A 24,894-nucleotide genomic window follows, 5' to 3' on the forward strand; every position below is an offset into this window, starting at 1 on the left:
GTGCCGAGGACATGCCGTTCGTCCTATAACCGACTCGACTCGCGTCCGCCATTTCGGGCAACGCGGGTCAAGGTGCAGAATTTAGAGGAAAGAACCGAGAAGGTTCGGTTCTCCCGAGGAGGCCGCTCATGACCGCTCGCACCCCTGATGCCGAGCCGCTGCTGACCCCGGCTGAGGTCGCCACGATGTTCCGTGTTGACCCCAAGACGGTCACGCGGTGGGCGAAGGCCGGCAAGCTCACTTCGATTCGCACGCTCGGCGGACACCGCCGTTACCGCGAGGCGGAGGTCCGTGCACTGCTCGCGGGCATTCCGCAGCAGCGCAGCGAAGCCTGACCAACTGAATAAGGGCGAAACGGCTGGTCCCCCAACCGGTCAAGCGCCCGACAGCACAGCTCCAAGCGACGCGGGTTCTGCCCCAACAGGGCCCACGCCCAACGCTCTTAGACATGTGAACACAGGGTGCGTCGTAGATCGCGCTGGACTCCGCCGGGTCCAGCGCGATCTTTTTTGTGCCTGGTCGTGGCTCCGTGCGCGCCTCACGAGGGGTCCTGTGAGGGACCTTGTCGGAGTCTGGGGAGGGCTGTCGGATCTCCTGTGGACCATCGCTCACAGGGGTGCAATTGCACATATTAAATTGACCAGTTGTAGGTGAGTCTTAAGTTCCACCGTTTCAAAAACTTATGCGGTGACACCCGTCACATGCCAGAGGACTTGTTGCCCATGGTCTATGTGCGCTAGGGGAGTTGGTCCGGTGGATCGTCCTGGGGCTCCGGTGACGGAGGGGAGTCCAGGGCCAGCCGCAGCAGTCGGTGGCAGATCGGACAGTGCCGGGTCACATGGCGGTAGGAACTGGCGGCCGACAGATGCGCACGGAGCAGAGCCCGCGTCTCACGCCTGACCGAAGCCGCCATACGCCACCTCCAGTGGCCCTGCGGGAACGGGGCCTGGTTTCTGGGTACCGGGCGCCTGCGGCGGCGTCAAGGGGGCCGTCTGCGCCGGGCGCCGTCGCTGGGGGTGCCGTCCCTGGGGGCTCCGCCCCCAGACCCCCATCGGCCCTGAAGGGGCCTCGTCCTCAAACGCCGGACGGGCTGGATGAAGCCGGCCGGTGCCGATACGCCGCCGCGTGTGCACGAAAAACCCACCCCCCGAAGGAAGTGGGTCTCGTTCACTGGCGACGGAGACACGAATAAGGCCCGCGTCTCCGGAGAGGTGCGGGCCCTGGTCGTTCACTGCGGTCCTGACGGGATTTGCTGTACCCGATTGCGGCTGCGCCGCGGGCGCGGCTTCCACCTCGACAGGGCGGCGAGCGCGGTTGGTGTCGGCGGGGGTACGAGTGAGGCCCGCGTCTCCGGAGAGGTGCGGGCCCTGGTCGTTCACTGCGGTCCTGACGGGATTTGAACCCGCGGCCTCCACCTTGACAGGGTGGCGAGCACTCCAAGCTGCTCCACAGGACCTGGTTTCGCGGCACTTGATGGTGCGTTGTGCTGCGAGACGAGACTGTACAGGAGGGTGGCCCGCCTGGTCGAACTCACCCTGTGTGCAGGTGCTGTTACGGCGCGGCGGCGTCGATGGCCTTCACGATCCGCTTGTCGGAGACCGGGTACGCCGTGCCCAGCGCGTGGGCGAAATAGCTGACCCGGAGCTCCTCGATCATCCAGCGGATGTCACGGACGGAGGAGGGGACCGGGCGGCCCTGCGGGAGTTGTTCCAGGAGCCAGGCGTACTCGTCCTGCATCTCGTGGACCTTCTCCATGCGTGTGGTGTCCCGCTGGACGCCTGTCGGCATCTGCTGGAGACGGCGGTCCGCGGCCACCAAGTAGCGCATCAGGTCAGGCAGGCGACGTATCCCGGCCGCCGTCACGAACCCGGGCTTCACGAGGGCGTCCAGCTGCGCGCGTACGTCCGCGAGGTTCGGGAGGAGGGCCGGGCTGTTCGCGGCCTTCAGACGGCGCTCACAGGCCTGCCAGGCGGCCAGCACCTGTTGGACCTGGCTCACGGCCCGGACCGTCGTGTCGACGATCTCCGCGCGCACCCGCTCGTACAGCTTCCGGTACGACTCCTCGTCCCACGCCGGCCCGCCGAAGTCACCGATGAGTTTGTCGGCCGCCGCGAGCGCGCAGTCGTCGAACAGCGCCTGGATCGAACCGTGCGGATTCGCGGACAGCGCGAGCTTCTGCGCGTTGGTCAGCTTTTCGGAAGCGAACTTCGCTGGATTGACCGGGATGTTGCGGACGATCAGCCGCCGCGTGCCCTTCCACATCGCCTCGGCCTGCTCGGCCTCCGTGTCGAAGAGCCGTACGGAGACGGTGTCGCCGTCGTCGACCAGGGCTGGATACGCCTTCACCGGCTGGCCCGCCCGGCGGGTCTCGAAGACGCGCGACAGCGTGCCGATCGACCAGTCGGTGAGGCCCTTCCGCTCCAGGGACTCCCCGCCCTCGCGCTCCGCGGTCGCCGCGGCCGCCTGCGAGATCGCCTGCCGTGCCTTCGGCTTCAGCCGGAGCTTCAACGCCTCCAGGTTCTTGTCCTCGGCGATCTTCCGGCGCCGCTCGTCGACGATCCGGAAGGTGATGAGGAGGTGGTCCGGGACCTTTGACCAGTCGAAGTCGTCGGCCGTGAAGGGGACTCCGACCATCCGCTTCAGCTCGCGGGCCATGGTGGTGGTCAGGGGCTCCTGGAGGGGGACCGCTTGGCTGAGGAAGCGTTGGGCGAAGTTCGGTGCCGGTACGTAGTTGCGGCGGATCGGCTTCGGGAGGGAGCGGATCAGCTCCGTCACGACCTCCTCCCGCAGGCCCGGGATCTGCCAGTCGAAGCCCTCGTCGGTGACCTGGTTGAGGACGTGCAGCGGGATGTGGACCGTGACACCGTCCGCGTCCGCGCCCGGCTCGAACTGGTACGTCACCCGGAACTTGAGCGGCCCCTGCCGCCACGAGTCCGGATAGTCGTCCTTGCTGATGTCGCCCGCGCGCTCGTTGATGAGCATCGAGCGCTCGAAGTCGAGGAGTTCGGGCTCCTCATGGCGCTTGTGCTTCCACCACGAGTCGAAGTGGGCGCCGGAAACGACGTGTGCGGGGACCCGCTGGTCGTAGAAGTCGTAGAGCGTCTCGTCGTCGACCAGGATGTCCCGGCGCCTGGCGCGATGCTCCAGCTCCTCCACCTCGGTGAGGAGTTTGCGGTTGTCCGCGAAGAACTTGTGGTGCGTGCGCCAGTCGCCCTCGACGAGTGCGTTGCGGATGAAGAGTTCGCGGCTCGCCTCCGGGTCGATGCGGCCGTAGTTGACCTTGCGCTGCGCGATGATCGGGACGCCGTAGAGCGTGACCTTCTCGAAGGCCATCACGGCCGCCTGGTCCTTCTCCCAATGCGGTTCGCTGTACGTCCGCTTGAGGAGATGGCCGGCGAGCGGCTCGACCCACTCGGGCTCGATCTTGGCGTTGACGCGTGCCCAGAGGCGCGAAGTCTCCACCAGTTCCGCCGACATGACGAAACGCGGCGTCTTCTTGAAGAGGGCCGAACCCGGGAAGATCGCGAACTTGGCGCTGCGGGCGCCGAGATACTCGTTCTTCGCGCCGTCCTTCACGTCCTTCATGCCGATGTGGGAGAGCAGTCCCGCGAGGAGGGAGACGTGGACGCTCTGCTCGGCCGCGTCCTCCTCGTTGAACTGGATGCCCATCTGCTTGGCCACCGTACGGAGTTGGCTGTAGATGTCCTGCCACTCGCGGATGCGGAGGAAGTTCAGGTACTCCTGCTTGCACATCCGGCGGAAGGCGGAGGAGCCCCGCTCCTTCTGCTGCTCGCGGATGTACCGCCACATGTTCAGGAAGGCCAGGAAGTCGCTCGTCTCGTCCCGGAAACGGGCGTGCTGCTGATCGGCCTGCGTCTGCTTCTCGGCGGGGCGTTCGCGCGGGTCCTGGATGGAGAGCGCGGCGGCGATCACCATGACCTCGCGGACACAGCCGTTCTTGTCGGCCTCCAGGACCATGCGGGCCAGCCGCGGGTCCACGGGCAGTTGGGCGAGCTTGCGGCCGGTCTGCGTGAGCCGCTTCCGGGGGTCCTTCTCAGCCGGGTCCAACGCGCCCAGTTCCTGGAGGAGTTGGACACCGTCACGGATGTTGCGGTGGTCCGGCGGGTCGATGAACGGGAACTTCTCGATCTCGCCGAGGCCGGCCGCGGTCATCTGGAGGATGACGGAGGCGAGGTTCGTACGGAGGATCTCGGCGTCCGTGAACTCCGGGCGGGCGAGGAAGTCGTCCTCGGAGTAGAGCCGGATGCAGATGCCGTCCGACGTACGGCCGCAACGGCCCTTGCGCTGATTGGCACTTGCCTGGCTGACCGCCTCGATGGGCAGCCGCTGCACCTTCGTACGGTGGCTGTAGCGGCTGATCCGGGCGAAGCCGGGGTCGATGACGTACTTGATGCCCGGGACGGTGAGGGAGGTCTCGGCGACGTTCGTCGCCAGAACGATCCTTCGGCCCGTGTGCTGCTGGAACACACGATGCTGCTCGGCGTGCGAGAGCCGGGCGTAGAGGGGGAGGACCTCCGTGAACCGGTAGTTCTTCTTCGTGAGCGCGTCCGCCGTGTCGCGGATCTCCCGCTCCCCCGAGAGGAAGACCAGGATGTCGCCCTTGCCCTCGCCCTGGAGCTCCTCCACGGCGTCGCAGATCGCGGTGATCTGGTCACGGTCGGAGTCCTCGGAGTCGTCCTCGAGGAGCGGGCGGTAACGCACCTCCACCGGATACGTCCGGCCGCTCACCTCGATGATCGGGGCCTCGCCGAAGTGCCGCGAGAAACGCTCCGGGTCGATCGTCGCCGAGGTGATGACGACCTTCAAGTCCGGGCGCTTGGGCAGCAGTTGGGCCAGATAGCCGAGCAGGAAGTCGATGTTGAGGGACCGCTCGTGGGCCTCGTCGATGATGATCGTGTCGTAGGCGCGCAGTTCGCGGTCGGTCTGGATCTCGGCGAGCAGGATGCCGTCCGTCATCAGCTTGATGAAGGTCGACTCCTGGTTCACCTGGTCGGTGAAACGGACCTTCCAGCCGACGGCCTCGCCGAGCGGGGTGTCCATCTCCTCCGCGACACGCTCCGCCACGGTCCGGGCGGCGATACGACGGGGCTGGGTGTGCCCGATCATGCCGCGGACGCCGCGACCGAGTTCGAGACAGATCTTCGGGATCTGGGTCGTCTTGCCGGAACCGGTCTCACCGGCCACGATCACGACTTGGTGATCACGGATGGCTGCCGCGATGTCGGCCTTCTTCTGGCTGACCGGCAACTGCTCGGGATACGAGATCGCGGGGATACGGCGGCGCCGCTCGGCCATCCGCTCCTCGCCGCGGGCCACCTCGGCCTCGATCTCGGCGAGCACGGCGGCACGGGCCTCCGGCTTCCGGATCCTGCGCGCGCCTTCGAGCCTGCGCCCGAGCCGGTGCGCGTCGCGCAGGGTCAGCTCGGTCAGGCGGGGGGCGAGATCGCCGAGGGCGGGGGCGGCGGGAGTGCCGGGGGCGGAGGCGGGGTGCGTAGACATACGCCGTCCAGGATCTCACCTCGGCGAAATTCCTGGCGAATGAATTGTCCGGGGCCGGTGCTGCTGCTGGGGGCGCTGGTTATTGCTGGTCTGTGCTCGACCGGGTGTCGGCGTCTTGTTGCTGCTGGCGCTCGGCGTCCTGCTGCCTGCCCGCTTCTTTGGACATCGACTGGGCCGTGTTCGAAACGGCCTTGATGCCCAGGTATGCCGTCGTCAGCCCCGCCATCGCGGTGAACGCCGAGGTCAGGACGCCCACGATCACCGCCCGGTCGCCGTCCAGCTGCCACACCCCGAAGATCGCCACCGCGGTGATCGCCACGTTGCTGCCCACGACCGCGAGCAGCCCGTACCGCGCCCGTATCTTCTCCAGGTCGATGTCCTGGCCCATCGCGCCCCACCCTGTGTCGTCCGGCCACGACGAAAGCCCCGTCCCGATGGGACAGGGCTTTCGATCCGGTGGCTGGGGCCGGGGTCGAACCGGCGACCTATCGCTTTTCAGGCGATCGCTCGTACCAACTGAGCTACCCAGCCACGAGGCTTCCGGGGAAACCTCAGCGGTCCTGACGGGATTTGAACCCGCGGCCTCCACCTTGACAGGGTGGCGAGCACTCCAAACTGCTCCACAGGACCAAGCTGTTGCGCGCGAACTGGCTGAGCCAGTGTCGCACACGGTGTTGCGTGCCCCCAACGGGATTCGAACCCGTGCTACCGCCTTGAAAGGGCGGCGTCCTAGGCCGCTAGACGATGAGGGCTATCGGCCCGCCTGGGCGCTTCTCAGCGCGTCGGGGACGTGAGAAGCATATGGGATGGCGGGAGGTATCGCCAAAACGGTTTACGGGGTCCTCGACGGGGCCTCCGACGCCGGACTCGGAGAGGGGCTCGGGGACGGGCTCGAGGACTGCGGTGCGCCCGGCAGGTTCTCCTTCGGGAGGTGGCGGCTGACCTCGGCCGTCGTCAGGCCCAGGCCGCCCAGTTTGATCTCGTCCCAGGCCTGGAGGCGGTGGGTGTCGCGGTCGATGTAGAGGATCGACGCCTCGATGGGGTCGGGGTACTTGCCCTCCACCGCGCGCAGGCCGCTGCCGCCGGTCGAGCCCTCGATGCGCAGGCGGGTGCCGTGCTTCATGACCTCGGTGCCCTCGTGGTGGAGGTGGCCGGCCAGGACGAGCGGGACCTCGCCGTCGGTCTGGCGTGCCGCCGACGGTTCGTGGACCAGGGCGATGTCGACGGGGGTGCCGGCGGCCCGCTGGTCGCGGAGGGAGGAGGCGAGCTGGTCGCCGGCCAACTCCTCGGCCGCGTTGCCGCCGGGGGCGACCGAGCGGTCGGGAGTGAACTGGGGGTCGCCGATGCCCGCGAAGCGCACGCCCGCGACCGTCTCCGCCCGGCCCTCGTCCAGGACGTGCACGTTCTTCATGCGCTCCAGATGGCGCTGGGTGACCAGGGAGTCGTGGTTGCCCCTGACCCAGACGTAGGGGACGCCGAGGTCGGCGACGGGGTCCAGGAAGCCGTTCTCCGCCGCCGTGCCGTGGTCCATGGTGTCGCCGGTGTCGACGATGACGTTCACCTTGTACTGCTCCACCAGCGACGCGATGATCTTCCAGCTCGCGGGGTTCAGGTGGATGTCCGAGACGTGGAGCACGCGGATCGTCGTCGGGTCCGGCTGGTACGCGGGGAGAGTGGACGTGACGTCGTACAGCTTGGTCACGTTGGTCACCAGGCGGGCCAACTCCTGCTGGTAGACGTCGAATTCGGTGACGATGCTGCGCGCGTTGCCGACCACGGAGGGGGCGGAGGAGAGCAGCCCGGAGAACTTGGGTTCCAGGATGGACTTGGGGTTCCAGGTCGCGTAGGCGGTCGCGCCGGACGCGGCGAGGAGGGTGAGGGCCAGGCCGCCGGCGGTGAGGGCGCGGCGGGGGCGGCGGTAGACGGCGAGGCCGAGGGCGGTGGCGCCGAGGACGACGGCGGTGCAGGAGCGTACGGCGAGGTCGAGGGTGCCGTGTTCGACGTCGTGGGCGACCTCGTCCTGGAGGCCGGAGATGCGTTCGGGGTGGTCGACGAGAGCCTGGGAGCGTTCGGGGTCGAGCTGGTCGACGTTGACGTCGAGGCGTACGGGGGCGTGGTGGCTGTCGAGGGAGAGGGCGCCGAGCGGGGAGATGTTGATCTTGGTTCCGCCGGTGAGGGAGGGGCGCAGGGTCATGGTGGTGTTCATGGGGCCGACCTGGGCGCGGACATTGCCGACGATGAGCAGGCCGAGCCAGGCTCCGACGAGGACGACCGTGATCAGGCCGAGGGCGCGGGGCCAGGGGTGGGGCTGGGGGACGAGTTCGAGCGTGGGGCGGGGGCGGCGGGCGCGGTAGTGGTGGGTCAGGGCGCGCTGGGCCCGGCGGAGGCGGTTCAGGGCTGCGACGGGGACGCTGGCCATTGGTCCCGTATGCCCAGGAGTGGGGGTGGGTATGCGGGGCGGGGCGTGGGAGTGGGTCAGGGCCTGGCCGGCGGATCCCGTCGCAGACGCGGGGTCCGGCACGCTTACCTGCGGCGCAGCCGCTGATCAGGCACTGTCACTTTCCTGCGACCTGATCCGCCGGACAGGCCCTAGCCCCAGCCGAGTTCGTGGAGGCGTTCGTCGTCGATGCCGAAGTGGTGGGCTACTTCGTGGACGACGGTGACGGCGACCTCGTGGACGACGTCCTCGGTGGTCGCGCAGTAGCGGAGGGTCGGGCCCATGTAGATCGAGATCCGGTCGGGGAGGACGCCGGCGTACCACTCGCCGCGTTCGGTGAGAGGTGTGCCTTCGTAGAGTCCGAGGAGTTCGGGGTCGGACGGGTCGGGTTCGTCCTCGACGAAGACGGCCACGTTGTCCATGACCCGCGTCAGTTCGGGCGGAATCCGGTCCAGGGCCTCGCTCACCAGCTCTTCGAACGCCTCGCGTGTCATTTCCAGCACATGCCTATTGTCCGGGACGAACGCGGGTTCGGGGCGGTGACGGGGTCGGCAGGTCGGGGATGAGTGCGGCGACGCGTTCCAGCTGCTCGCGCTGGGCGCGCAGGTTCAGGGCGGCGGGGCGGGTGACGAGGTGGCGGGCGCCGGCGGTGACGTACTGGCTGAGGCGTTGGGCCACCTGCTCCGCGGTGCCCGCGGCGACGGCCTGGATCTTCTCCAGTTCGGGGAGGGGCATGCCGTAGGTGGCCCGGGCGTAGTCGTCGAGTGCGGCTCGGGCGGTCCGGGGGTCGTCGTCGATTCGTACGGTGATGAAGAGGGCCGGGGTGATGGCCTCGGGGGTTCGGCCCGCCGCTGTCGCCGCCTCGTGGATGTCGTGCAGGCCGGTCGTGTAGTCGGCGGGGTCGGGCGGGTAGGGGAGCCAGCCGTCGTAGAGGCGGCCGGTGCGGGCCAGGGCGGTGGGGGTGGCGCCGGCGAGCCAGACGGGTGGGCCGGTGGGGCGGGTGGGCCGTAGGGCGGGCGGGAGGTCTGTGAAGTGGTGGAACTCGCCGTCGAAACTGTCGGCGCCCTGCCAGAGGGCCCGCCAGAGCCGGACCGTCTCGTCGAGGCGGGCGAAACGGCGGGGCCACGGGACTTCGGAGAGGTCGTAGAACGGCCGCCCGAAGCGGCCGGGGAAGCCGGCGCCGACGGCGAGGGTGAGGCGGCCGTCGGAGAGCAGGTCGATGGAGGCGAGGGCCTGGGCGGTCTGGACGGGGCGGCGCAGGAAGGGGAGCAGGGCGCCGGTGCCGAGGGTGGCCGTCTCGGTGGTGACGGCGAGGGCGGCGAGCATCGTGAGGGCTTCGATGCGGGGGGTGATGAGGGAGTCGTTGACGAAGAGGGAGGTGAAGCCGAGGTGTTCGGCGGTGCGGCCGAGGGTGATCAGGTCGCGGGGGTTGTCGTCGGTGGCCCATTGGGCGGTTCCGGTGGGGAGTAGGACGCCGAGGTTGATGGGGGTGGTGGTTGGCGGTCCGTCGGCTGATGGGGGTGGGGGTGTGCGCCTAGTAGTTCGGGAGTTCCGTTGGGGGGCGGCTGCGGGTAGTCCGTGGTTGCCCGCGCAGTTCCCCGCGCCCCTGGGAGACGCGGGCTCGGTTCCAGTAGTGGCTGCGGGTGGTACGCCGGTGTCGGCGGGGTTGGCGGTGTTCATGGGCTCGATGGTCGTAGGCGGCGGGTATGGCCTCAATTCCCTGCGCGGAATGGCCGGTTGGGGCGAGGCGCCGTAGAACTGGTCCGTGGACTTTTCCCAGGTGCTGCGTGAGTGTCGTGCGGGTCGTCGGCTGAGTCAGCTGGAGTTGGCGTCGCGGGCCGGGACCACTCAGCGGCATCTGAGTTTCATCGAGTCGGGGCGGTCGGTGCCGGGGCGGAACATGGTCGTGCGGCTCGCCGAGTCGCTCGAACTGCCGTTGCGGGAGCGGAACGAGCTGTTGCTGGCGGCCGGGTTCGCGCCGGTGTACGCGGAGAGTTCGCTGGAGGGGCCGGTGCTGGCGCCGGTGCGGGCGGCGATCGGGCACATCCTGCGCGGGCATCTGCCGTATCCGGCGGTGGTGGTGGATCGGAAGGGGCAACTGGTCGATGCCAACAGCGCGTTCGGGGTGATCACGGAGGGTGCGGCGGCGGAGTTGCTGGGGCCGGGGGCGAATGTGTACCGGCTGGCACTGCATCCGGACGGGGTGGCGCCGCGGATTCTCAACCTCGCCGAGTGGGCGCGGCACATCGTGGCGCGGCTGGGCGGGTTGCCGGAGCTGCGGGCCGAGTTGGCCGGTTATGTGCCGGAACTGGGGTCGTCGGAGGGGCAGTTGGGGTTCGCGGTGCCGTTGCGGCTGCGGTCGTCGTACGGGGAGCTGCGGCTGATGACGACGGTGACGACGTTCGCGACGGCGGTGGATGTGACCTTGGCGGAGCTGAAGTTGGAGGCGTTCCTGCCGGCCGACGCGGCGACGGCCGAGGCGTTGGCCGCCGCGTCGGCGGATCAGGCACCGGGGAACATGTAGTCGGTGCGGATGCGGCCGTCGCTGTCGAGCGCGAGCAACTCCATCCCGCCGCCCACCACTTCGCCGTCGGCGACGGTGACCGTGTCCCAGTGGAACCGGACCAGGTCGTCGAGCCGTACGGCGTCGGCGCGGGCCCGGAAGCTGAACTCGCCTTTCTCGACGAAGCGTTGGTAGCTACGTGTGACGCGGGTCTCGATGGCGTCGTAGCCCCGGGCCCGCAGGGTCGGGTGATCGAAGCCGAGGCCGGCCGCGAGTTCACGGATCTCGGCGGGCGGCTGGAGGACGTGGGTGCCGTCCTCGGCCCAGAGACTCTCGATCGCCGCCCGGCGGCGGGCGGGGTCCGGTTCCGCCCACTGCGCGATGTAGCGGGCGGCAAGGTCCTGGGGTTCGGTCGTCCCGGTCATCCGTGACTCCTTCGAGCGCTGCGGTCGATGCGGTGCCGATCGTGCTGGGGGCGGGGGCTGGGGGCAATTCCCGGCAAGGAGTGGGCGACGGGGGTGGGGCAGGCCTGGCCGGGGGTGGGTGACTGAGGCGGGGCAAGTTCCGGCGAGGAGTGGGCGACGGGCGCGGGGCAAGCCCCGGCCGGGAGCGGGCGACTGGGGTAGGGCAAGTCCCGGGAAGGCGTGGGCGACGGGGGCGGGGCACATCCTGGCCGGGAGTGAGCGGCGCGCGCGGCGCAACCCCCGGCCAGGACTGGGCGACTGAGGCGGCGCATGCCCCGGCCAGGAATGAGCGACGGGCGCCGGACAAGTCCCGGCCGGAAAAGCGTGCCGGGGTGCTGGGCGCGTGTCTTCCGGTGGGCGGTGGGAGTTGAGAGGGCGACTCCTTTTTCCGCCCTCGGAGGTGGCCCCGTGCGCCCCATGTACGTACCCGTCCGTCTGGCCGCCGCGGTCGCCGTCGTCGCCGCTGCCGCCGGCTGTATGAGCGTGGGCGACGACGCGGGCGGCGGTGCCAAGCCCTCGCACTCGGCCGGGCGGCACGCCGGTGAGGTGCCGGACGGCGGTTCGGGGGCGCCGGGCGGCGGGCTCGGGTACGGCGGGTCGGCGGGGGACGGGAAGCACGGGCACGGGAAGCCCGAGCCCGGTGAGTCGGCGTCGGGGTCGGCCTCGCCGTCGCCGGCGGGGGGCGCGGCCAGTCCGTCCGCCTCCACGGCGCCCAGGCCGGGGACGAGCGCCAAGCCCGGCGCGCCCACCACCGCCGCGCCGCAGCCGACCCCGTCGCGGACCCCGCCGCCCCCGGACCCGACGCCGAGCCAGCAGCAGCCGTCCCCGGACCCGACCGTCGCCGAACCCTCGTCCTCGGCGCACGAGGACCCGGCCCCGCAGCTGGTGGACCGCGAGCCGGCACCCGCGGCCGGATCACCGGCGTAGGAGCGGTTGTGACGCAGGTCAATCGAGGCCGGTTTGCCTCGGGGGGTGGTGGGTGCGTATGGTGGTAGATCGTTTGATCCCATTGCCCGGCGCCACTGCAGAGCGCGCCGTGTGGCGCGTACTCTCCCTTGCCGTGGCGGACCGCATTGAGGCGGTCGATAGCGAATCACGGAGTTGACGGGCGCGTGCCGACGGAGACTCCGGAAGGTTTCGCATTCGCATGTCCATTTCCAGTACTGATCACGTCGTCATGCCCGAGAACGAGGGCACCGAGACGGCCGTAGACACCGCCGCGGAGGCCCCCGAGGTGACGTTCGCGTCCCTCGGTCTCCCCGAGGGCGTCGTGCGCAAGCTCGCGCAGAACGGCGTGACCACCCCCTTCCCGATCCAGGCGGCGACCATCCCGGACGCCCTGGCCGGCAAGGACATCCTCGGCCGTGGCCGCACCGGCTCCGGCAAGACCCTCTCGTTCGGTCTGCCGCTGCTGGCGACGCTGTCCGGCGGCCGCACCGAGAAGAAGCGCCCCCGCGGCATCATCCTCACCCCGACCCGCGAGCTGGCCATGCAGGTCGCCGACGCCCTCCAGCCCTACGGCGACGTCCTCGGCCTGAAGATGAAGGTCGTCTGCGGCGGCACGTCGATGGGCAACCAGATCTACGCCCTTGAGCGGGGTGTGGATGTACTCGTCGCCACCCCGGGCCGCCTCCGCGACATCATCAACCGCGGCGCCTGCTCGCTCGAAGACGTGCAGATCGCGGTCCTCGACGAGGCCGACCAGATGTCCGACCTGGGCTTCCTGCCCGAGGTCACCGAGCTGCTCGACCAGATCCCGGCCGGCGGCCAGCGCATGCTGTTCTCGGCGACCATGGAGAACGAGATCTCCACGCTGGTCAAGCGCTACCTCAAGAACGAGGTCACGCACGAGGTCGACAGCGCGCAGGGCAACGTCACGACGATGTCCCACCACATCCTCATCGTGAAGCCCAAGGACAAGGCGCCGGTCACCGCCGCGATCGCCTCCCGCAAGGGCCGCACGATCATCTTCGTCCGCACCCAGCTGGGCGCCGACCGCATCGCCGAGCAGCTGCGCGACGCCGGTGTGAAGGCCGACGCGCTGCACGGCGGCATGACGCAGGGCGCCCGTACGCGGACGCTGGCGGACTTCAAGGAGGGCTACGTCAACGCGCTCGTCGCGACCGACGTCGCCGCCCGCGGCATCCACGTCGACGGCATCGACCTGGTCCTGAACGTGGACCCGGCCGGCGACCACAAGGACTACCTGCACCGCGCCGGCCGTACGGCCCGTGCCGGCCGTACCGGAACCGTCGTCTCCCTCTCCCTGCCGCACCAGCGCCGTCAGATCTTCCGGCTGATGGAGGACGCGGGCGTCGACGCCGGCCGTCACATCATCAACTCCGGTACGGCCTTCGAGCCCGAGGTCGCCGAGATCACCGGCGCCCGTTCGATGACCGAGGTCCAGGCCCAGTCGGCGGGCGACGCCGCGCAGCAGGCCGAGCGCGAGGTCATTCAGCTCACCAAGGAGCTGGAGCGGGCCACGCGCCGCGCCGCCGAACTCCGCGAGGAGTCCGACCGCCTGGTCGCCCGTGCCGCGCGCGAGCGGGGCGAGGACCCGGAGGTCGCGGTGGCCGAGGCCGCAGCGGCCGTCGTCGAGGCGGCTGCCGCCGCGCCGGTCGCCGAGGCGCCGGTGCGCGAGGAGTCGTCGTACGACCGTCCGCGCCAGCAGCGCGACGACCGGGGCAACTACGAGCGCCGTGACCGTCGTGACGACCGTCCGTCGGGCGGCTTCCGCCGCGACGACCGTGGCGGCAACGACCGCGGTGGCCGTTCCTTCGAGCGTCGTGACGACCGTCCGTCCGGTGGCTTCCGCCGCGACGACCGTCGTGACGACCGACGTGACGGTGACCGTGGCGGCCGTTCTTTCGATCGTCGTGACGAGCGTCCCTCGGGTGGCTTCCGGCGCGACGACCGTCCCTCGGGCGGCGACCGCGGTGGGCGTTCCTTCGACCGTCGTGACGAGCGTCCCTCGGGTGGCTTCCGCCGGGACGACCGTCCGTCGGGCGGCGACCGTGGCGGCCGTTCCTTCGAGCGTCGTGACGACCGTCCGTCCGGTGGCTTCCGCCGGGACGACCGTCCGTCGGGCGGCGACCGTGGCGGCTTCCGTCGCGACGACCGTCCCGCGACCGGTCACCGGGGCAGCGACCGCCCGTTCAACCGTGACCGCCAGGGCGACCGCCCGGGCTTCCGCGCCGGCGGCCACGACCGTCCGTCCGGCCACCGCGGCACGACCGGCACGGGTACCGGCACCGGCACCTTCGGCCGCCGCGACGACAAGCCGCGCTGGAAGCGCAACGGCTGACGTCGACGGCTGACGCCAAGTGACGTGGCGCAGCACTGAGATGGCCCCCGCCCGGGTTCGGGCGGGGGCCATTTTTGCGCACTCTTGGCTGTGTGTTGACTGTATGATCAGCCGACTTCCATGGGGTTCAGGTCTGTTTCCGGGGGGAAACTTTGGCTCGTCGTGTCTTCACAGGCATCGCCGTCTCTGCCGTACTCGCGGCCGGGCTCGGCCCGCTGCTGCCGGCGCCCGCGTTCGCGGTGGGGGACGCACAGGAGACGGTCGTACCGGCCACCCTGCGCGGCACCTACACCTCGGCCGCGCTGCTCGCGTCCTCGACCCAGGGCGGCCACGACAGCGCCGGGGCGCAGGGCGTCTTCCACCGGGTGGAGGGCGTCACGCCGACGCTGTGGACGCGCTACTCGGACGGTGTGGCGGTGCCCGTGCCGGTGCGGACCGGGGCGAGCATCCGGGCGACCGGTACCGATGTCCTCGCGTACCAGTACCCGGACGGCCGGTTCGAGTTCTGGGACCCGACCGACGGTACGACCCGGAGTCTCCAGGTCCCGGCGGGCCTCGGCGTCCTGAGCGCCTTCGACGACCTCACCCTCGCCTTCCGGAACTCCACCGCCGAGGACGGCACCAGCACCCGGATCATGCATCTGCTGACTCCCGGCCCCGACGGCACCACCCGGGACGTGACCGTCACGGGCGGACCGGCGGGCCTGATCGTCGGCCTGCCGGCCGGCACGGACGCCACGAGCGTGTTCTTCCGCTCCTCGCTGGACGGACAGCAGGTGCTGATCGCCGTGGACCGGGAGACCGGCCAGGTGCAGAGCACGAGCGGTCCCCTGCCCCTCGAGTACACGCATGTGTACGCGTCCCGGGACCACGTGGTCGTCGCCGCCTACGACAAGGCCAAGGTGCTCGTGCTGCCGCGCGCCGACCTGTCGGCGACCCCGGCCGAGGTGGTGCTCAAGGGTGTCAGCGACGGCGCGAACGCGACGCACGACCTGGCTCTCGTGGGGGACTGGCTGGTCAACGGCACCGGTGCGGTGACGGCCCAGCCGATCGCCGGCGGCGCCTCGGTGACCCTCATGCCGTCGTCGTCGTTCGGGATCGCGGCCGGCCCCGACGGCACCGCCGTGAAGATCGGCCGCACCGGGAGTGACGACTGGGGCATCCAGCGCATCCAGCCCGGCCCGGCGGGCGTCCCGGTCGTCACCCAGGTCAGGGCGCTGCCCAAGCCGCCGGTCAGGATCCAGGGGCTGTCCCTGGAGCAGGGGCGGCTCCTCGTCGCCGACACCGGTGGCCCGAACGGATACCGCGACGACTACATACGTACGGTCTCCGTGACCGGCACGCCGGAGTTCGGCGCCCGCTCGTCGTTCGACGGCGCCCAACTGAACCTCGGTACCTGCACGTTGACGGAACTCGGCTGCTCCCAGCTCTACGGCACGGCCGACGGCCGCGCCGCCTGGCTGACGAAGGACACCACGACGAGCGACCGTATCCGCGTCAACGGGCCCGCCCCGTACACCTTCTGGGAGCGCGCTGTCCCCGCGGGCGGCCGCATCACGGACGTCTCCGGCCGCTATCTGATCCACACCACGGCGACCGCGCAGACCGTCTACCGGATCGGCAACGACGGCAACCCGGCCCTCACCCGCACCCCCGGCGCCGCGGCCCTCTCCGGCGACACCCTGTGGACCCCGGGCACCACCCCCGGCACCCTCACGGCCTACAACCTCACCACCAGGAAGACCGAGACCCTCACCACCGACACCGGCTGCGCACCCACCGAACTGCGGGCCAACGGCCGCTGGCTGTACTGGAGTTGCGCCGACGGCACGGCGGGCGTCTACGACCGTACGGCGAAGAAGTCCGTCCAGGTACCGTCCGGCGAGGCGGAGTTGGGCGACGGATTCGTCGTCACGCACGACAGACAGGCCGGGCAGCTGGTCCTCACCACGGTCGCCGACGGCACCCCCGCGAGCCGGGTGATCGGCGCGCTGCCCGACACCGGCGTCTCCCAGCGCGAGGTGCGCTGGACGGTCGACGAGTCGACCGGGAACGTGGCCTACGTCGACGACCAGGAGCGCGTCCACCTCGTGCCGGCCGGTGTCACCCAGCAGCAGCCGCTGCGCCTGCTGGCCCCGGTCGAGGCGGCCCCCTCCGTCCAGGCGCACGAGCGCGACACGACCGAGGACACCCTGGCCGCCGTACTGCTGTCGAAGCCGTCCGCGAGCTGGCGGCTGACCGTGCGCGACCGGGCCACCGGCAAGGTCGTGGACACGCGCGACGGCGGCGCGGCGCGCGGCGAGCTGAAGGTCGGCTGGTCCGCGTCCTTCGGGGCGACGCTCCTGACGAAAGGGTCGTACGACTGGACGCTGTCCGTCGCACCGGCCGACGGGGTCGGCGCCCCGGTGACGGCGAGCGGCACGGTCGCGCTGCGCGGCGGTTCCCCGGCGCGCCACGACCACGTCGGCGGCGATGCCGTAGGTGATCTGCTGACGCTTGACCCGTCCGGCGCGCTGACGTATCAACTGGGCACGGGCAAGGGCGGGTTCGCCGGAAAGGTCACCGGCACCGGCTGGGCGACGAGCGTCAAGGCGGTCCCCTTCGGCGACCTGAACGGGGACCACTGCAACGACGTCCTGGTCCGCCTGAGCAGCGGCGCCCTGCGCGCGTACAGACCGGCCTGCGACGCGGCGCTCAAGCCGTCGACGGCGTACACGTCCTTGGGGACGAGCGGCTGGAACCAGTACGACGTGCTGACCGCGCCCGGCGACATCAGCGGTGACGGCCGCCCGGACCTGATCGCGCGGAGCGCGTCGACGGGGACGGTGTACCTGTACAAGGGCACGAGCGCGGGCAAGCTGTCGGCGCGCGTGAAGCTGTACGCCGACTGGAAGACGTACAAGAAGGTCGTCGGCGTAGGTGATCTGAACGGTGACGGCATCGGTGACCTGCTGGCGCAGGACAAGTCGAACAACCTGTACCGCTACTACGGCACCGGCCACGGCACGTTCGGGGCGCGGGTGAAGCTGTTCACCGCGTGGGGCGGGTCGTACAACGCGGTGGTCGGGGTCGGGGACATCACCGGGGACGGGAAGGCGGACCTGGTGGAGCGGGACTCGGCCGGGGTGCTGTACCGCAACGGCGGTGACGGGAAGGGGTCGTTCGGGGCGCGGGTGAAGATCGCGACCGGCTGGGGCGGGTACAGGGGCATTTTTTAGCCACATCGAGTCCTTATCGATTCCTTAAGTGGCGCATGTCACGTCCCCGGCGGGGGAATCGCTGGGGGCATGACAGATGACGCCATAGCGAGTGGGCTGTCAAAGGGAGACGCTCCCGGTGACTCCGGTCTCTCCGACGAGGAACGCCTTGCCCAGCTCGGCTATACGCAGGTTCTCGCCCGCCGCATGTCGGCGTTCTCCAACTACGCGGTCTCCTTCACGATCATCTCGGTCCTGTCCGGCTGCCTGACCCTCTACCTCTTCGGCATGAACACGGGCGGCCCGGCGGTCATCACCTGGGGCTGGGTGGCCGTAGGCCTGATGACGCTGTTCGTCGGCCTGTCGATGGCCGAGATCTGTTCGGCCTACCCGACATCGGCGGGCCTGTACTTCTGGGCCCACCGCCTGGCACCGCCCCGTTCGGCCGCGGCCTGGGCGTGGTTCACGGGCTGGTTCAACGTCCTCGGCCAGGTCGCGGTGACCGCGGGTATCGACTTCGGTGCCGCGTCGTTCCTGGGCGCGTATCTGAACCTCCAGTTCGACTTCAAGGTCACCCCGGGCCGCACGGTCCTCCTGTTCGCGGCGATCCTGATCCTGCACGGCCTGCTGAACACGTTCGGGGTGAGGATCGTCGCTCTCCTCAACAGCGTGAGTGTGTGGTGGCACGTGGTGGGAGTCGGCGTGATCGTCGGCGCGCTGGCGTTCGTCCCCGATCACCACCAGTCGACGACCTTCGTCTTCACGAAGTTCGTGAACAACACGGGCTGGGGCAGCGGTGTGTACGTGGTGCTACTGGGCCTCCTGATGGCGCAGTACACCTTCACCGGCTACGACGCCTCCGCCCACATGACGGAGGAAACGCACGACGCGTCGACGGCCGGCCCGAAGGGCATCGTCCGCTCGATCTGGACGTCGTGGATAGCCGGCTTCGTGCTGCTGCTGGGCTTCACGTACGCGATCCAGTCGTACAACGCGGAGCTGAAGTCGCCGACGGGGGCGCCGCCGGCGCAGATCCTGCTCGACGCGCTGGGAGCGACGTCGGGCAAGTTGCTGTTGTTGGTGGTGATCGGGGCACAGCTCTTCTGCGGGATGGCCTCGGTGACGGCCAACAGCCGCATGATCTACGCCTTCTCACGCGACGGCGCGCTGCCGTTCTCGCGGGTCTGGCACACGGTGAGCCCGCGCACCCGGACTCCCGTCGCGGCGGTCTGGCTGGCGGCGACGGGCGCACTCCTCATGGGCCTGCCGTACTTGATCAACTACACGGCCTACGCGGCGGTGACCTCCGTCGCCGTCATCGGCCTCTACATCGCGTACGTCATCCCGACACTGCTACGACTGGCAAAGGGCGACGACTTCCAGCGCGGCCCGTGGCACCTGGGCCGCTGGTCCCGGCCGATCGGGGTCGTGTCGGTGGTCTGGGTGGCCGTGATCACGATCCTCTTCATGCTCCCGCAGGTCTCCCCGGTCACCTGGGAGTCCTTCAACTACGCGCCGGTCGCTGTGCTGGTGGTGCTCGGCTTCGCGGCGGCTTGGTGGGCGGCTTCGGCCCGGCACTGGTTCCTGAACCCGGAGCACGCGCGCACGAAGGCACGGGAGGCGGCGCGGGCGGGCGCGCCCGAACCGGTAGATCCGTAACACTCCGGACCCGCCCGGGCGCCTTCCCCTCATCCGGCACGGCCGTGTCCCCGATACCCGATCGGAGACACGGCCACGTCCCGCTATGCTCGGGGAGGCAACATCGCGGGGACCCTTAGCTCAATTGGCAGAGCAGTGGACTTTTAATCCATTGGTTGTGGGTTCGAGTCCCACAGGGTCTACGGTGCGGGTGATGGGGGTACCCCCTCTGACCTGCTGTGCAGCGTCCGGGTCGGCTTCGGTCGGGTCGGGCGCTGTGGCGTTTTCAGGTCTCTGCGTGAGCGATGCGTGAGCGGATGTTCGATCACGGCCGCGCGTTTGGTGATGCTGACAAGACTCCTCGCGGGTGCGTCGGAGAGGCTTCGCAGCGACGCGGCGCCTCTCGCCCCGTGCTGCGGGAGCCGACGGACCGGCCGCAGCCGAAGCTGACTAGCTCATCTGTCGTTTTCTCAGCCTGCGATGTCAGAGCAGTAGCCCACACCCTGCCACCTGATCTGCCATGACTGACGGCAGCTGACTCAACATCAAACTTCAGTGGACTACTGCGTGCGGGACAGCGCAATCCCATGCCGCTTTAGGCTTGGGCACGCGCGCAACGCTAATCACGAGAGGGCTCCTGCTGATGGCCAAAGAGATCACCGGTGATGTGACACGCTGGGACATCTCAGCGGCAGACCTGCCCGAGACGGTGCTCACTGCCCCAACGGGCGACCGCGTGTTTCTGCTCCCCGACTCAAGCATCGACGAGATGGCCGTCTACCGGGACGATGTGGCCGGCTTGATCAAGACACTGCGACATCGTGGCGTGGACATCGACTTCGCATGCGCGCGAGAAGACCGCCGCTATCTCAGTGAGTACGGGGCCACCGAGGTGGTGGCCACCATCGCTATCGCTGTGGCCACCACGCTCACCACCGATCTGGTCAAGAGCATCGTTCTGACTGCCTGGCAGCGGGCACGCTCCTCACTGGGGCCCGGCTGCCCTGCTGAGGAGGTCGACGAGGCGCGTGTGACGGTCAAGATCGCTGAGATCGTCCGGACCGAGAACGAAACGGCTATCCGAGGTCTGGAGATCACCAGCCGGCTGGCAGACATCGAGAACCTCATCCAAGCCGCCGTGTCCGACCCGGCCCGTGTCGGGCTTCCCCCGGCAGAGCCGGACGATGCCGCTCCGGAGGACACCACCGGATGAGAGTCTCCGGCCTTGTCATCCGCACCGGGGTACCTTTGCCCCCGGCGTCAGGCCCTGTACGTCTGGCCATGATGCACCAGGACGGTGTGACGGCCCTGCGAGAATCCATGCGCCTGTACGGGCAGTGCTGTCGCAGTATCTCCCTCACCTGGGGCCTGTCCCTGGCCCGCTTTCCGTCCTGGACATCGACGACAGAGGAAATTCACCGTCGCGGACTGTGGACGATGAGCGCACAACGGGACTTCCTTATCCGCGTGTGGTCGCAGGCCCGACGCCGACTGCGAGCCAACATCGCAGCACTCACCTCGCCGTCTCAGTGGTCTATCGGTGCATCCACCTCCAACCGGTGGAGCCACCGCCAGTACATGGCGATGGCGCGTTTGCCGCACACACCGCACGACACGCGCCAGCCAACCGATCCGTGGCAGGACCTGGAAGCGGCGGCACGCACCTCTCTGGGCCGTGCCGTCGACGCCTACAACTTCCTGGAGGACAGCGAGCTTTCCGAAGTTGCCCACCGACACGCTCATCAAGTCGCAGCTCTCGTAGGCGGGCTCTTCGACTGCAACATCGAGTACTCCGAGGACACCTACTGGGACGTCTGCCGCCTCACGCTTATGCACAGAAGATGGGGCATGTCTGCCGGCTTCACCGCGACTCGAAATTGCTCCTTGTGCGGGCAGGACATCGATTACTGCCCGCACCTGCTCGATACCCGATACGACGTCACCGTGCGGCATGACGCTGACGGAGCGTGCAACGTCTGCGGCTTGCGTAGCTGTTCACACACCGATGGTGAGACCGTCTCCGCCTTTCCGCGATCCGTCATGTCCGAGCTGCAGCTCCACGAAGTGAGTTGGGTGTCCCGGCCCAGAGACCCCTTGGCCCGCTTCACCAAGATTGAGTTGAGCCAGGAGGTACTCCGGCTCGGCTTGGGAGAAGACCCGACAGGCAGAGACATCTGTTGCTACCGGTGTCTTCACCCCTGCAGCGGATTTAGCCGGCTGCCGAATCGGAACTAGGGGACCCGTCCCGCATCGGTGGCAGCTTCCTGGACGCGGCGGCCGACGTTTCCGCCCCATACCAGAACTGTTTAAGCCACCCGTCAGCAGAGGTCAGAGAGATCGGCCCGCCAGAGCTATTGCGCGGAACTGGCAGAGGAGGAACGCGCTTCCAGACGCTCCTCGATTGCCGCTACAGCGTCATTAAGTCGACGGTAGACCTGTGCCGAGAGTCCCATGCGCTTCAAGCCATGCTGCAATGGGTCGCGCATGTGCTTCTCGCAGACGACGAAGTCCGCGTACCCGGCTGCACAGGACAGGTAGACCATGTCCGTGAGATCGTTCCGTCGCCACGTGGTGCCCTTGTTGAGGTGTCGGCTCTGTAGCATTTCCCGGAAGAGGCCGACGGCCGGAGCCTCTCCGATGGCCCGCACCCATCCCTTGAACCCCCACTGGCGGAACAGTTCCTTCGGGACGTCTGCCGCAGCTGCCTCTTCTGCCAGTTCCTGCTGTAGGTCCTTCACGAGGTGGATGTCGATGGCCCTGCGCTTCTGCTGTGAGTCCTGATCCAGCTCGTCCAGCCAGTCACTGAAGCGCTGGCTCGCTGCTATCCACCCGGTGTCCGGTCCGTCCTCGACTTGCTGGGTGTCGAGGATGGCGTCGATGGAAACGGAGGCAGTGAGCAGCGCCTTGGTTTGGAAAGCCAAGCGATTCTGTGGCGTTGGCATTCGCTCAACACCAGTCCACCGGGTGGGGGCGTATAGGGCGTCCGCGTCGAGGGTGAAGACCGGGGCGGAGTGTACTCTGTCGGGCCGGTCCATTCGGTGGCAGAAGGCATCGTGAAGCTCGTTCCGCCGGACCTGCAAAGGATCACGCATCTGCCAGCCGCGGCTGTACTGCAAGATCGTCAGTCCGAGGCCGTAGCGCTTGTCCGTGCTGAACGTCTTGCCGGTCTCGAAGTAGTGGCCGGCAGAGGCAGGTAGAACGATTTGACGTTGGTTCACCCACTCCTTCAGCTTTCGGGCAGCGACCCGGTCCATCTCGCTGCTCTTCTCTGCGCCGCGATCGGCGTTGCTCAGCATGCTCCACTGGTTCTGGTCGAGGTACACGACGAGCCGTCTTGCCAGCTGATCACCGGCCTCCTGCAGCGGCATCTCAAAGAGGACCTGATCGCCGCTCAGAGTGGTGGCGAGGAGCGCTCCGTAAGCCGGAGTGAAGTCGAGTCGGGCTAGGACGCTCGTGTCTTCGAACGGGGACGGGTCCAATGGAAAGCGGGCCTCCTTCCCGTCCGAGCGGGTGAAGATGGTGCACTCTGCCGCGCGGTCCATCGTGATCAGAGTGATGGACAGGTTGCTCTCGTTTTCCACGACACCAATGTTGCGCGGTTTCTCTCAGGATGTGGCCTGATTTATTCTGCGGTCTTATCAAGGCGGACGCGTGGCACTAGCCGGGCCGCTGCTTCAGCGGCTGCCAGGTCGACCTCGGGGAGCAAGCTCGTGTACGTGTCCGAGGTCAGCGTGATTGTGGAGTGGCGAAGCGTTTCCTTGATCGTGTGGAGGTCACCGCCACCGCCGTGGGTGAGGGTTGCCGACACATGACGTAGATCACGAAGGGTGATCGGCGGTAGGCCGGTGCGGGCCAGGATCTGCCGGAACGTCTCCGACGCGGTCTCGGGGTGGAGCCAGGCGCCGTTCTCCTGGGTGAACACCTTGCCGGTGTCCTGCCAGGCGTCACCCCACTTCTCCCGCTCCTTCAGTTGGTGGGCGCGGTGCTCGCGCAGGGCTGCGATGTTCAAGCTGTCCAAGGCGATCGTGCTGGCGCTGCCGTCCGTCTTCGGCTCGGACTCATACGTGTCCCAGCCGTCCACCACGATTTCCTTGGCGGGCGTGATGAGGCCGGCGTCGAGGTCGATCTCGTGCCAGTCCTGGCCGACCGCCTCGCCGCGACGGAGGCCGCGGGTACCCATGAGGTGGAAGATCGCGTACAGGCGGTCACCCTCGGCCGCGTCGAGGAAGGCGCCGAACTGCTGCGGGGTCCACACCATCACGGGGCCGGGGATCTCGCCCGTCCCGCTCATCGGTCCAGAGGAGAGGCTTCGGGCGCTTGCCGGACTCCAACTCGACGTGGGACGCCGGGTTGAAGGTGATGAGTTGTTGGGCGATCGCGGAGTTCAGGGCCGCGCGCAGGGTGCGGCGGATCGCCTGACGGGATGCCGGACCGGTGATCTTCCGGAACGGCTTCATCTCCGCCAGTTTGGCCCGTTCAACCGCGAGCAGCTTCCGCTCGGCTCCTACAGGGCGGCCGGGCTTACTCGGCTTGCAGCGGGCGATCTGCTCGCGGCGGGCCTCGTTCTCGGCCGCGATGACCTCGTTGTCGTCGGCTATCCCGTCGAACATCTCCACCAGGTGGCCGACGTTGAGGCGGTCGAGGCGTACCTGGCCGATGCGCGGCTTCAGGTGGACGCGTATGTGGGACGCGTAGCCGTTGAGCGTGGTCTTGCGGCGCTTCTTCGCTGCGAACCACTGATCGAGCCACTCGCCAACGGTGAGGCTGCCACGGAGAGCCAGGCCCGCCCTGAGGCGGCGCCGGGTCTCCTCGATGGCGGGCAGCGGGGCCTTCTCGGCTGCGACCTCCTCCAGCAGAGCGATGAGGCGCTGGAGGCTGTCGGGGTCGTCCTTGTCCGCCAGGGCGAGCAGAGCGCGGACGTGGTCGAGGTCGGCCTGAGCCGTCTTCAGGGACTCGTAGCCGGCGCGGCTGAAGGAGCGGCGGGTGCCGTCTTCGTGCGGCGGGAGTTCCTGACGTATGGAGTACGAGCCGTGTTTGCGGCTGGAGAGCTTGGGGCACTTCTTGCCGAGCGGCTTGCCGGTGTGGGGGTCCCGGCAGTAGCAGCGGCGGTGGGTGGAACCCTTCAAAGATCGTTTTCCTCGGTGGTGTCGGGGTCGGTTTCGGGTGGGTCGACATCGGAGAGTTCCGGCGGCAGGGTCGGTGGCCTGCCGCCGTCTTCGCGGATGAAGGCGCGGGCGCTGCGGAGCCGGTACTTGGCTTCCAACGCCCTCTCTGCGTAGTCGGCTTGCGCGAGTACGGCTTCTTCGCGTTCTGCCTGGTTGGGTGCTGTCTCGGCTTTCCAGCGCTCGTGCTTCTCGCCCTTCAGAGCGGCCAGGGCGGCACGCTGGTGGCGGATGTGGGCGCGGAAGGAACGGAGCATGGCGTCTTCCCTGCCGAGCTCCTCACTGTCGCCGGTGAACCAGCGCATGGCATCCCAGGTCCGTTCGGAGTGCTGCAACGGGAGGCGCTGGACTCGGTCGACGTAGCCGACGGGGTAGAGCAGGCAGATCGGGTAGGTGTCCAGGGCTTCGGCGAGGACGAGGATGTCGACCAGGGGCAGGTTGGCGCGGCGGCTGGACTCCATGTTGGCGATCACGTTGCGGGGGATCGGGTGGCCGATCTCCTCGCAGCGGTCAGCTAGGTCCTGGGCGCTCATGCGCAGCTCCTTCCTTCGTCTGCGGACCTCGGCGGCCACCGTGGCCATCACCTGGTCCACCCACTCCGGGACGTCGTCCTCGTCCCTGTCCCTTCCAGCATCCGAACCGCGTTGTGTCATGCAGACACATTAACTT

17 protein-coding genes, 5 tRNA genes and 1 pseudogene are annotated in these 24,894 nt (G+C 68.8%); 9 read left to right on the top strand and 14 right to left on the bottom strand.

The window, feature by feature from the left end; all coding sequences use genetic code 11:
• Positions 1–128: 128 nt before the first annotated feature.
• Positions 129–335, top strand: coding sequence for a developmental transcriptional regulator BldC (gene bldC / locus SSP08S_RS42860; RefSeq protein WP_003949541.1), 207 nt, complete (start codon positions 129–131; stop codon positions 333–335).
• Between the two features lie 401 nt (positions 336–736).
• Here the strand turns inward: bldC and SSP08S_RS63850 are convergent, their stop codons facing one another.
• The 10 genes from SSP08S_RS63850 to SSP08S_RS42905 all read right to left on the bottom strand — a co-directional run bounded on the left by SSP08S_RS63850 (position 737) and on the right by SSP08S_RS42905 (position 9,637).
• Complete coding sequence (locus tag SSP08S_RS63850; protein ID WP_245608065.1) at positions 737–913, bottom strand: DUF6274 family protein; 177 nt, start codon at positions 911–913, stop codon at positions 737–739.
• A 468-nt stretch (positions 914–1,381) separates the two neighbouring features.
• Positions 1,382–1,456 (bottom strand) — tRNA-Asp (locus SSP08S_RS42865).
• Positions 1,457–1,551: 95 nt separating this feature from the next.
• On the bottom strand, positions 1,552–5,520 hold the full coding sequence (hrpA, locus tag SSP08S_RS42870; protein ID WP_019073815.1) for an ATP-dependent RNA helicase HrpA: 3,969 nt from the start codon (positions 5,518–5,520) through the stop codon (positions 1,552–1,554).
• 79 nt (positions 5,521–5,599) lie between these two features.
• Positions 5,600–5,908 (bottom strand): hypothetical protein, encoded by a 309-nt coding sequence (locus SSP08S_RS42875; protein WP_019073816.1) that lies wholly within the window; start codon positions 5,906–5,908, stop codon positions 5,600–5,602.
• Positions 5,909–5,977: 69 nt separating this feature from the next.
• Positions 5,978–6,051 (bottom strand) — tRNA-Phe (locus SSP08S_RS42880).
• Positions 6,052–6,075: 24 nt separating this feature from the next.
• Positions 6,076–6,150, bottom strand: a tRNA-Asp gene (locus SSP08S_RS42885).
• 49 nt (positions 6,151–6,199) lie between these two features.
• Positions 6,200–6,272 (bottom strand) — tRNA-Glu (locus tag SSP08S_RS42890).
• 80 nt (positions 6,273–6,352) lie between these two features.
• Positions 6,353–7,939: a metallophosphoesterase family protein gene (locus SSP08S_RS42895; protein WP_019073817.1), complete on the bottom strand. Its 1,587-nt coding sequence runs from the start codon at positions 7,937–7,939 to the stop codon at positions 6,353–6,355.
• Positions 7,940–8,109: 170 nt separating this feature from the next.
• Positions 8,110–8,460 (bottom strand): metallopeptidase family protein, encoded by a 351-nt coding sequence (locus tag SSP08S_RS42900; RefSeq protein ID WP_026179323.1) that lies wholly within the window; start codon positions 8,458–8,460, stop codon positions 8,110–8,112.
• Between the two features lie 4 nt (positions 8,461–8,464).
• Positions 8,465–9,637 carry an LLM class flavin-dependent oxidoreductase gene (locus tag SSP08S_RS42905; RefSeq protein ID WP_078532712.1) on the bottom strand — a complete coding sequence of 391 codons (1,173 nt, stop codon included), beginning with the start codon at positions 9,635–9,637 and terminating at the stop codon, positions 8,465–8,467.
• Positions 9,638–9,722: 85 nt separating this feature from the next.
• On the opposite strand from SSP08S_RS42905, the gene SSP08S_RS42915 reads away from it, so the two are divergent.
• On the top strand, positions 9,723–10,481 hold the full coding sequence (locus SSP08S_RS42915) for a helix-turn-helix domain-containing protein (protein ID WP_019073821.1): 759 nt from the start codon (positions 9,723–9,725) through the stop codon (positions 10,479–10,481).
• Here SSP08S_RS42915 and SSP08S_RS42920 read toward each other — a convergent pair.
• Positions 10,460–10,885 (bottom strand): hypothetical protein, encoded by a 426-nt coding sequence (locus SSP08S_RS42920; protein WP_019073822.1) that lies wholly within the window; start codon positions 10,883–10,885, stop codon positions 10,460–10,462. The two genes, SSP08S_RS42915 and SSP08S_RS42920, sit on opposite strands and share 22 nt — an antisense overlap.
• Before the next feature lie 456 nt (positions 10,886–11,341).
• Here SSP08S_RS42920 and SSP08S_RS42925 point away from each other — a divergent pair, with 456 nt between their 5' ends.
• The 7 genes from SSP08S_RS42925 (at position 11,342) to SSP08S_RS42955 (ending at position 21,298) form a co-directional block, all read left to right on the top strand.
• On the top strand, positions 11,342–11,851 hold the full coding sequence (locus SSP08S_RS42925) for a hypothetical protein (RefSeq protein ID WP_019073823.1): 510 nt from the start codon (positions 11,342–11,344) through the stop codon (positions 11,849–11,851).
• Positions 11,852–12,071: 220 nt separating this feature from the next.
• Positions 12,072–14,228 carry a DEAD/DEAH box helicase gene (locus tag SSP08S_RS42930; protein WP_026179325.1) on the top strand — a complete coding sequence of 719 codons (2,157 nt, stop codon included), beginning with the start codon at positions 12,072–12,074 and terminating at the stop codon, positions 14,226–14,228.
• Between the two features lie 152 nt (positions 14,229–14,380).
• Positions 14,381–17,446 (top strand): FG-GAP repeat domain-containing protein, encoded by a 3,066-nt coding sequence (locus tag SSP08S_RS42935; protein WP_019073825.1) that lies wholly within the window; start codon positions 14,381–14,383, stop codon positions 17,444–17,446.
• Positions 17,447–17,515: 69 nt separating this feature from the next.
• Positions 17,516–19,084, top strand: coding sequence for an amino acid permease (locus SSP08S_RS42940; RefSeq protein WP_026179326.1), 1,569 nt, complete (start codon positions 17,516–17,518; stop codon positions 19,082–19,084).
• Between the two features lie 109 nt (positions 19,085–19,193).
• A tRNA-Lys gene (locus SSP08S_RS42945) sits at positions 19,194–19,266 on the top strand.
• A gap of 440 nt (positions 19,267–19,706) precedes the next feature.
• On the top strand, positions 19,707–20,276 hold the full coding sequence (locus tag SSP08S_RS42950) for a hypothetical protein (protein ID WP_019073827.1): 570 nt from the start codon (positions 19,707–19,709) through the stop codon (positions 20,274–20,276).
• Positions 20,277–20,344: 68 nt separating this feature from the next.
• The gene (locus SSP08S_RS42955) at positions 20,345–21,298 is read left to right on the top strand and encodes a hypothetical protein (protein WP_245608066.1); all 954 of its coding nucleotides are present in this window, start codon (positions 20,345–20,347) and stop codon (positions 21,296–21,298) included.
• Between the two features lie 116 nt (positions 21,299–21,414).
• Here the strand turns inward: SSP08S_RS42955 and SSP08S_RS42960 are convergent, their stop codons facing one another.
• The 3 genes and pseudogenes from SSP08S_RS42960 to SSP08S_RS42970 all read right to left on the bottom strand — a co-directional run bounded on the left by SSP08S_RS42960 (position 21,415) and on the right by SSP08S_RS42970 (position 24,878).
• Positions 21,415–22,644: a hypothetical protein gene (locus SSP08S_RS42960; protein WP_019073829.1), complete on the bottom strand. Its 1,230-nt coding sequence runs from the start codon at positions 22,642–22,644 to the stop codon at positions 21,415–21,417.
• A 41-nt stretch (positions 22,645–22,685) separates the two neighbouring features.
• A pseudogene (locus tag SSP08S_RS56970) lies at positions 22,686–24,189 on the bottom strand (site-specific integrase).
• Positions 24,186–24,878, bottom strand: coding sequence for a helix-turn-helix domain-containing protein (locus SSP08S_RS42970; protein ID WP_026179328.1), 693 nt, complete (start codon positions 24,876–24,878; stop codon positions 24,186–24,188). The pseudogene SSP08S_RS56970 and the gene SSP08S_RS42970 overlap by 4 nt, the downstream one beginning before the upstream one ends.
• Positions 24,879–24,894 lie beyond the last annotated feature (16 nt).

It is taken from the genome of Streptomyces hokutonensis (assembly GCF_000376565.1).
Classification (GTDB): domain Bacteria; phylum Actinomycetota; class Actinomycetes; order Streptomycetales; family Streptomycetaceae; genus Streptomyces; species Streptomyces hokutonensis.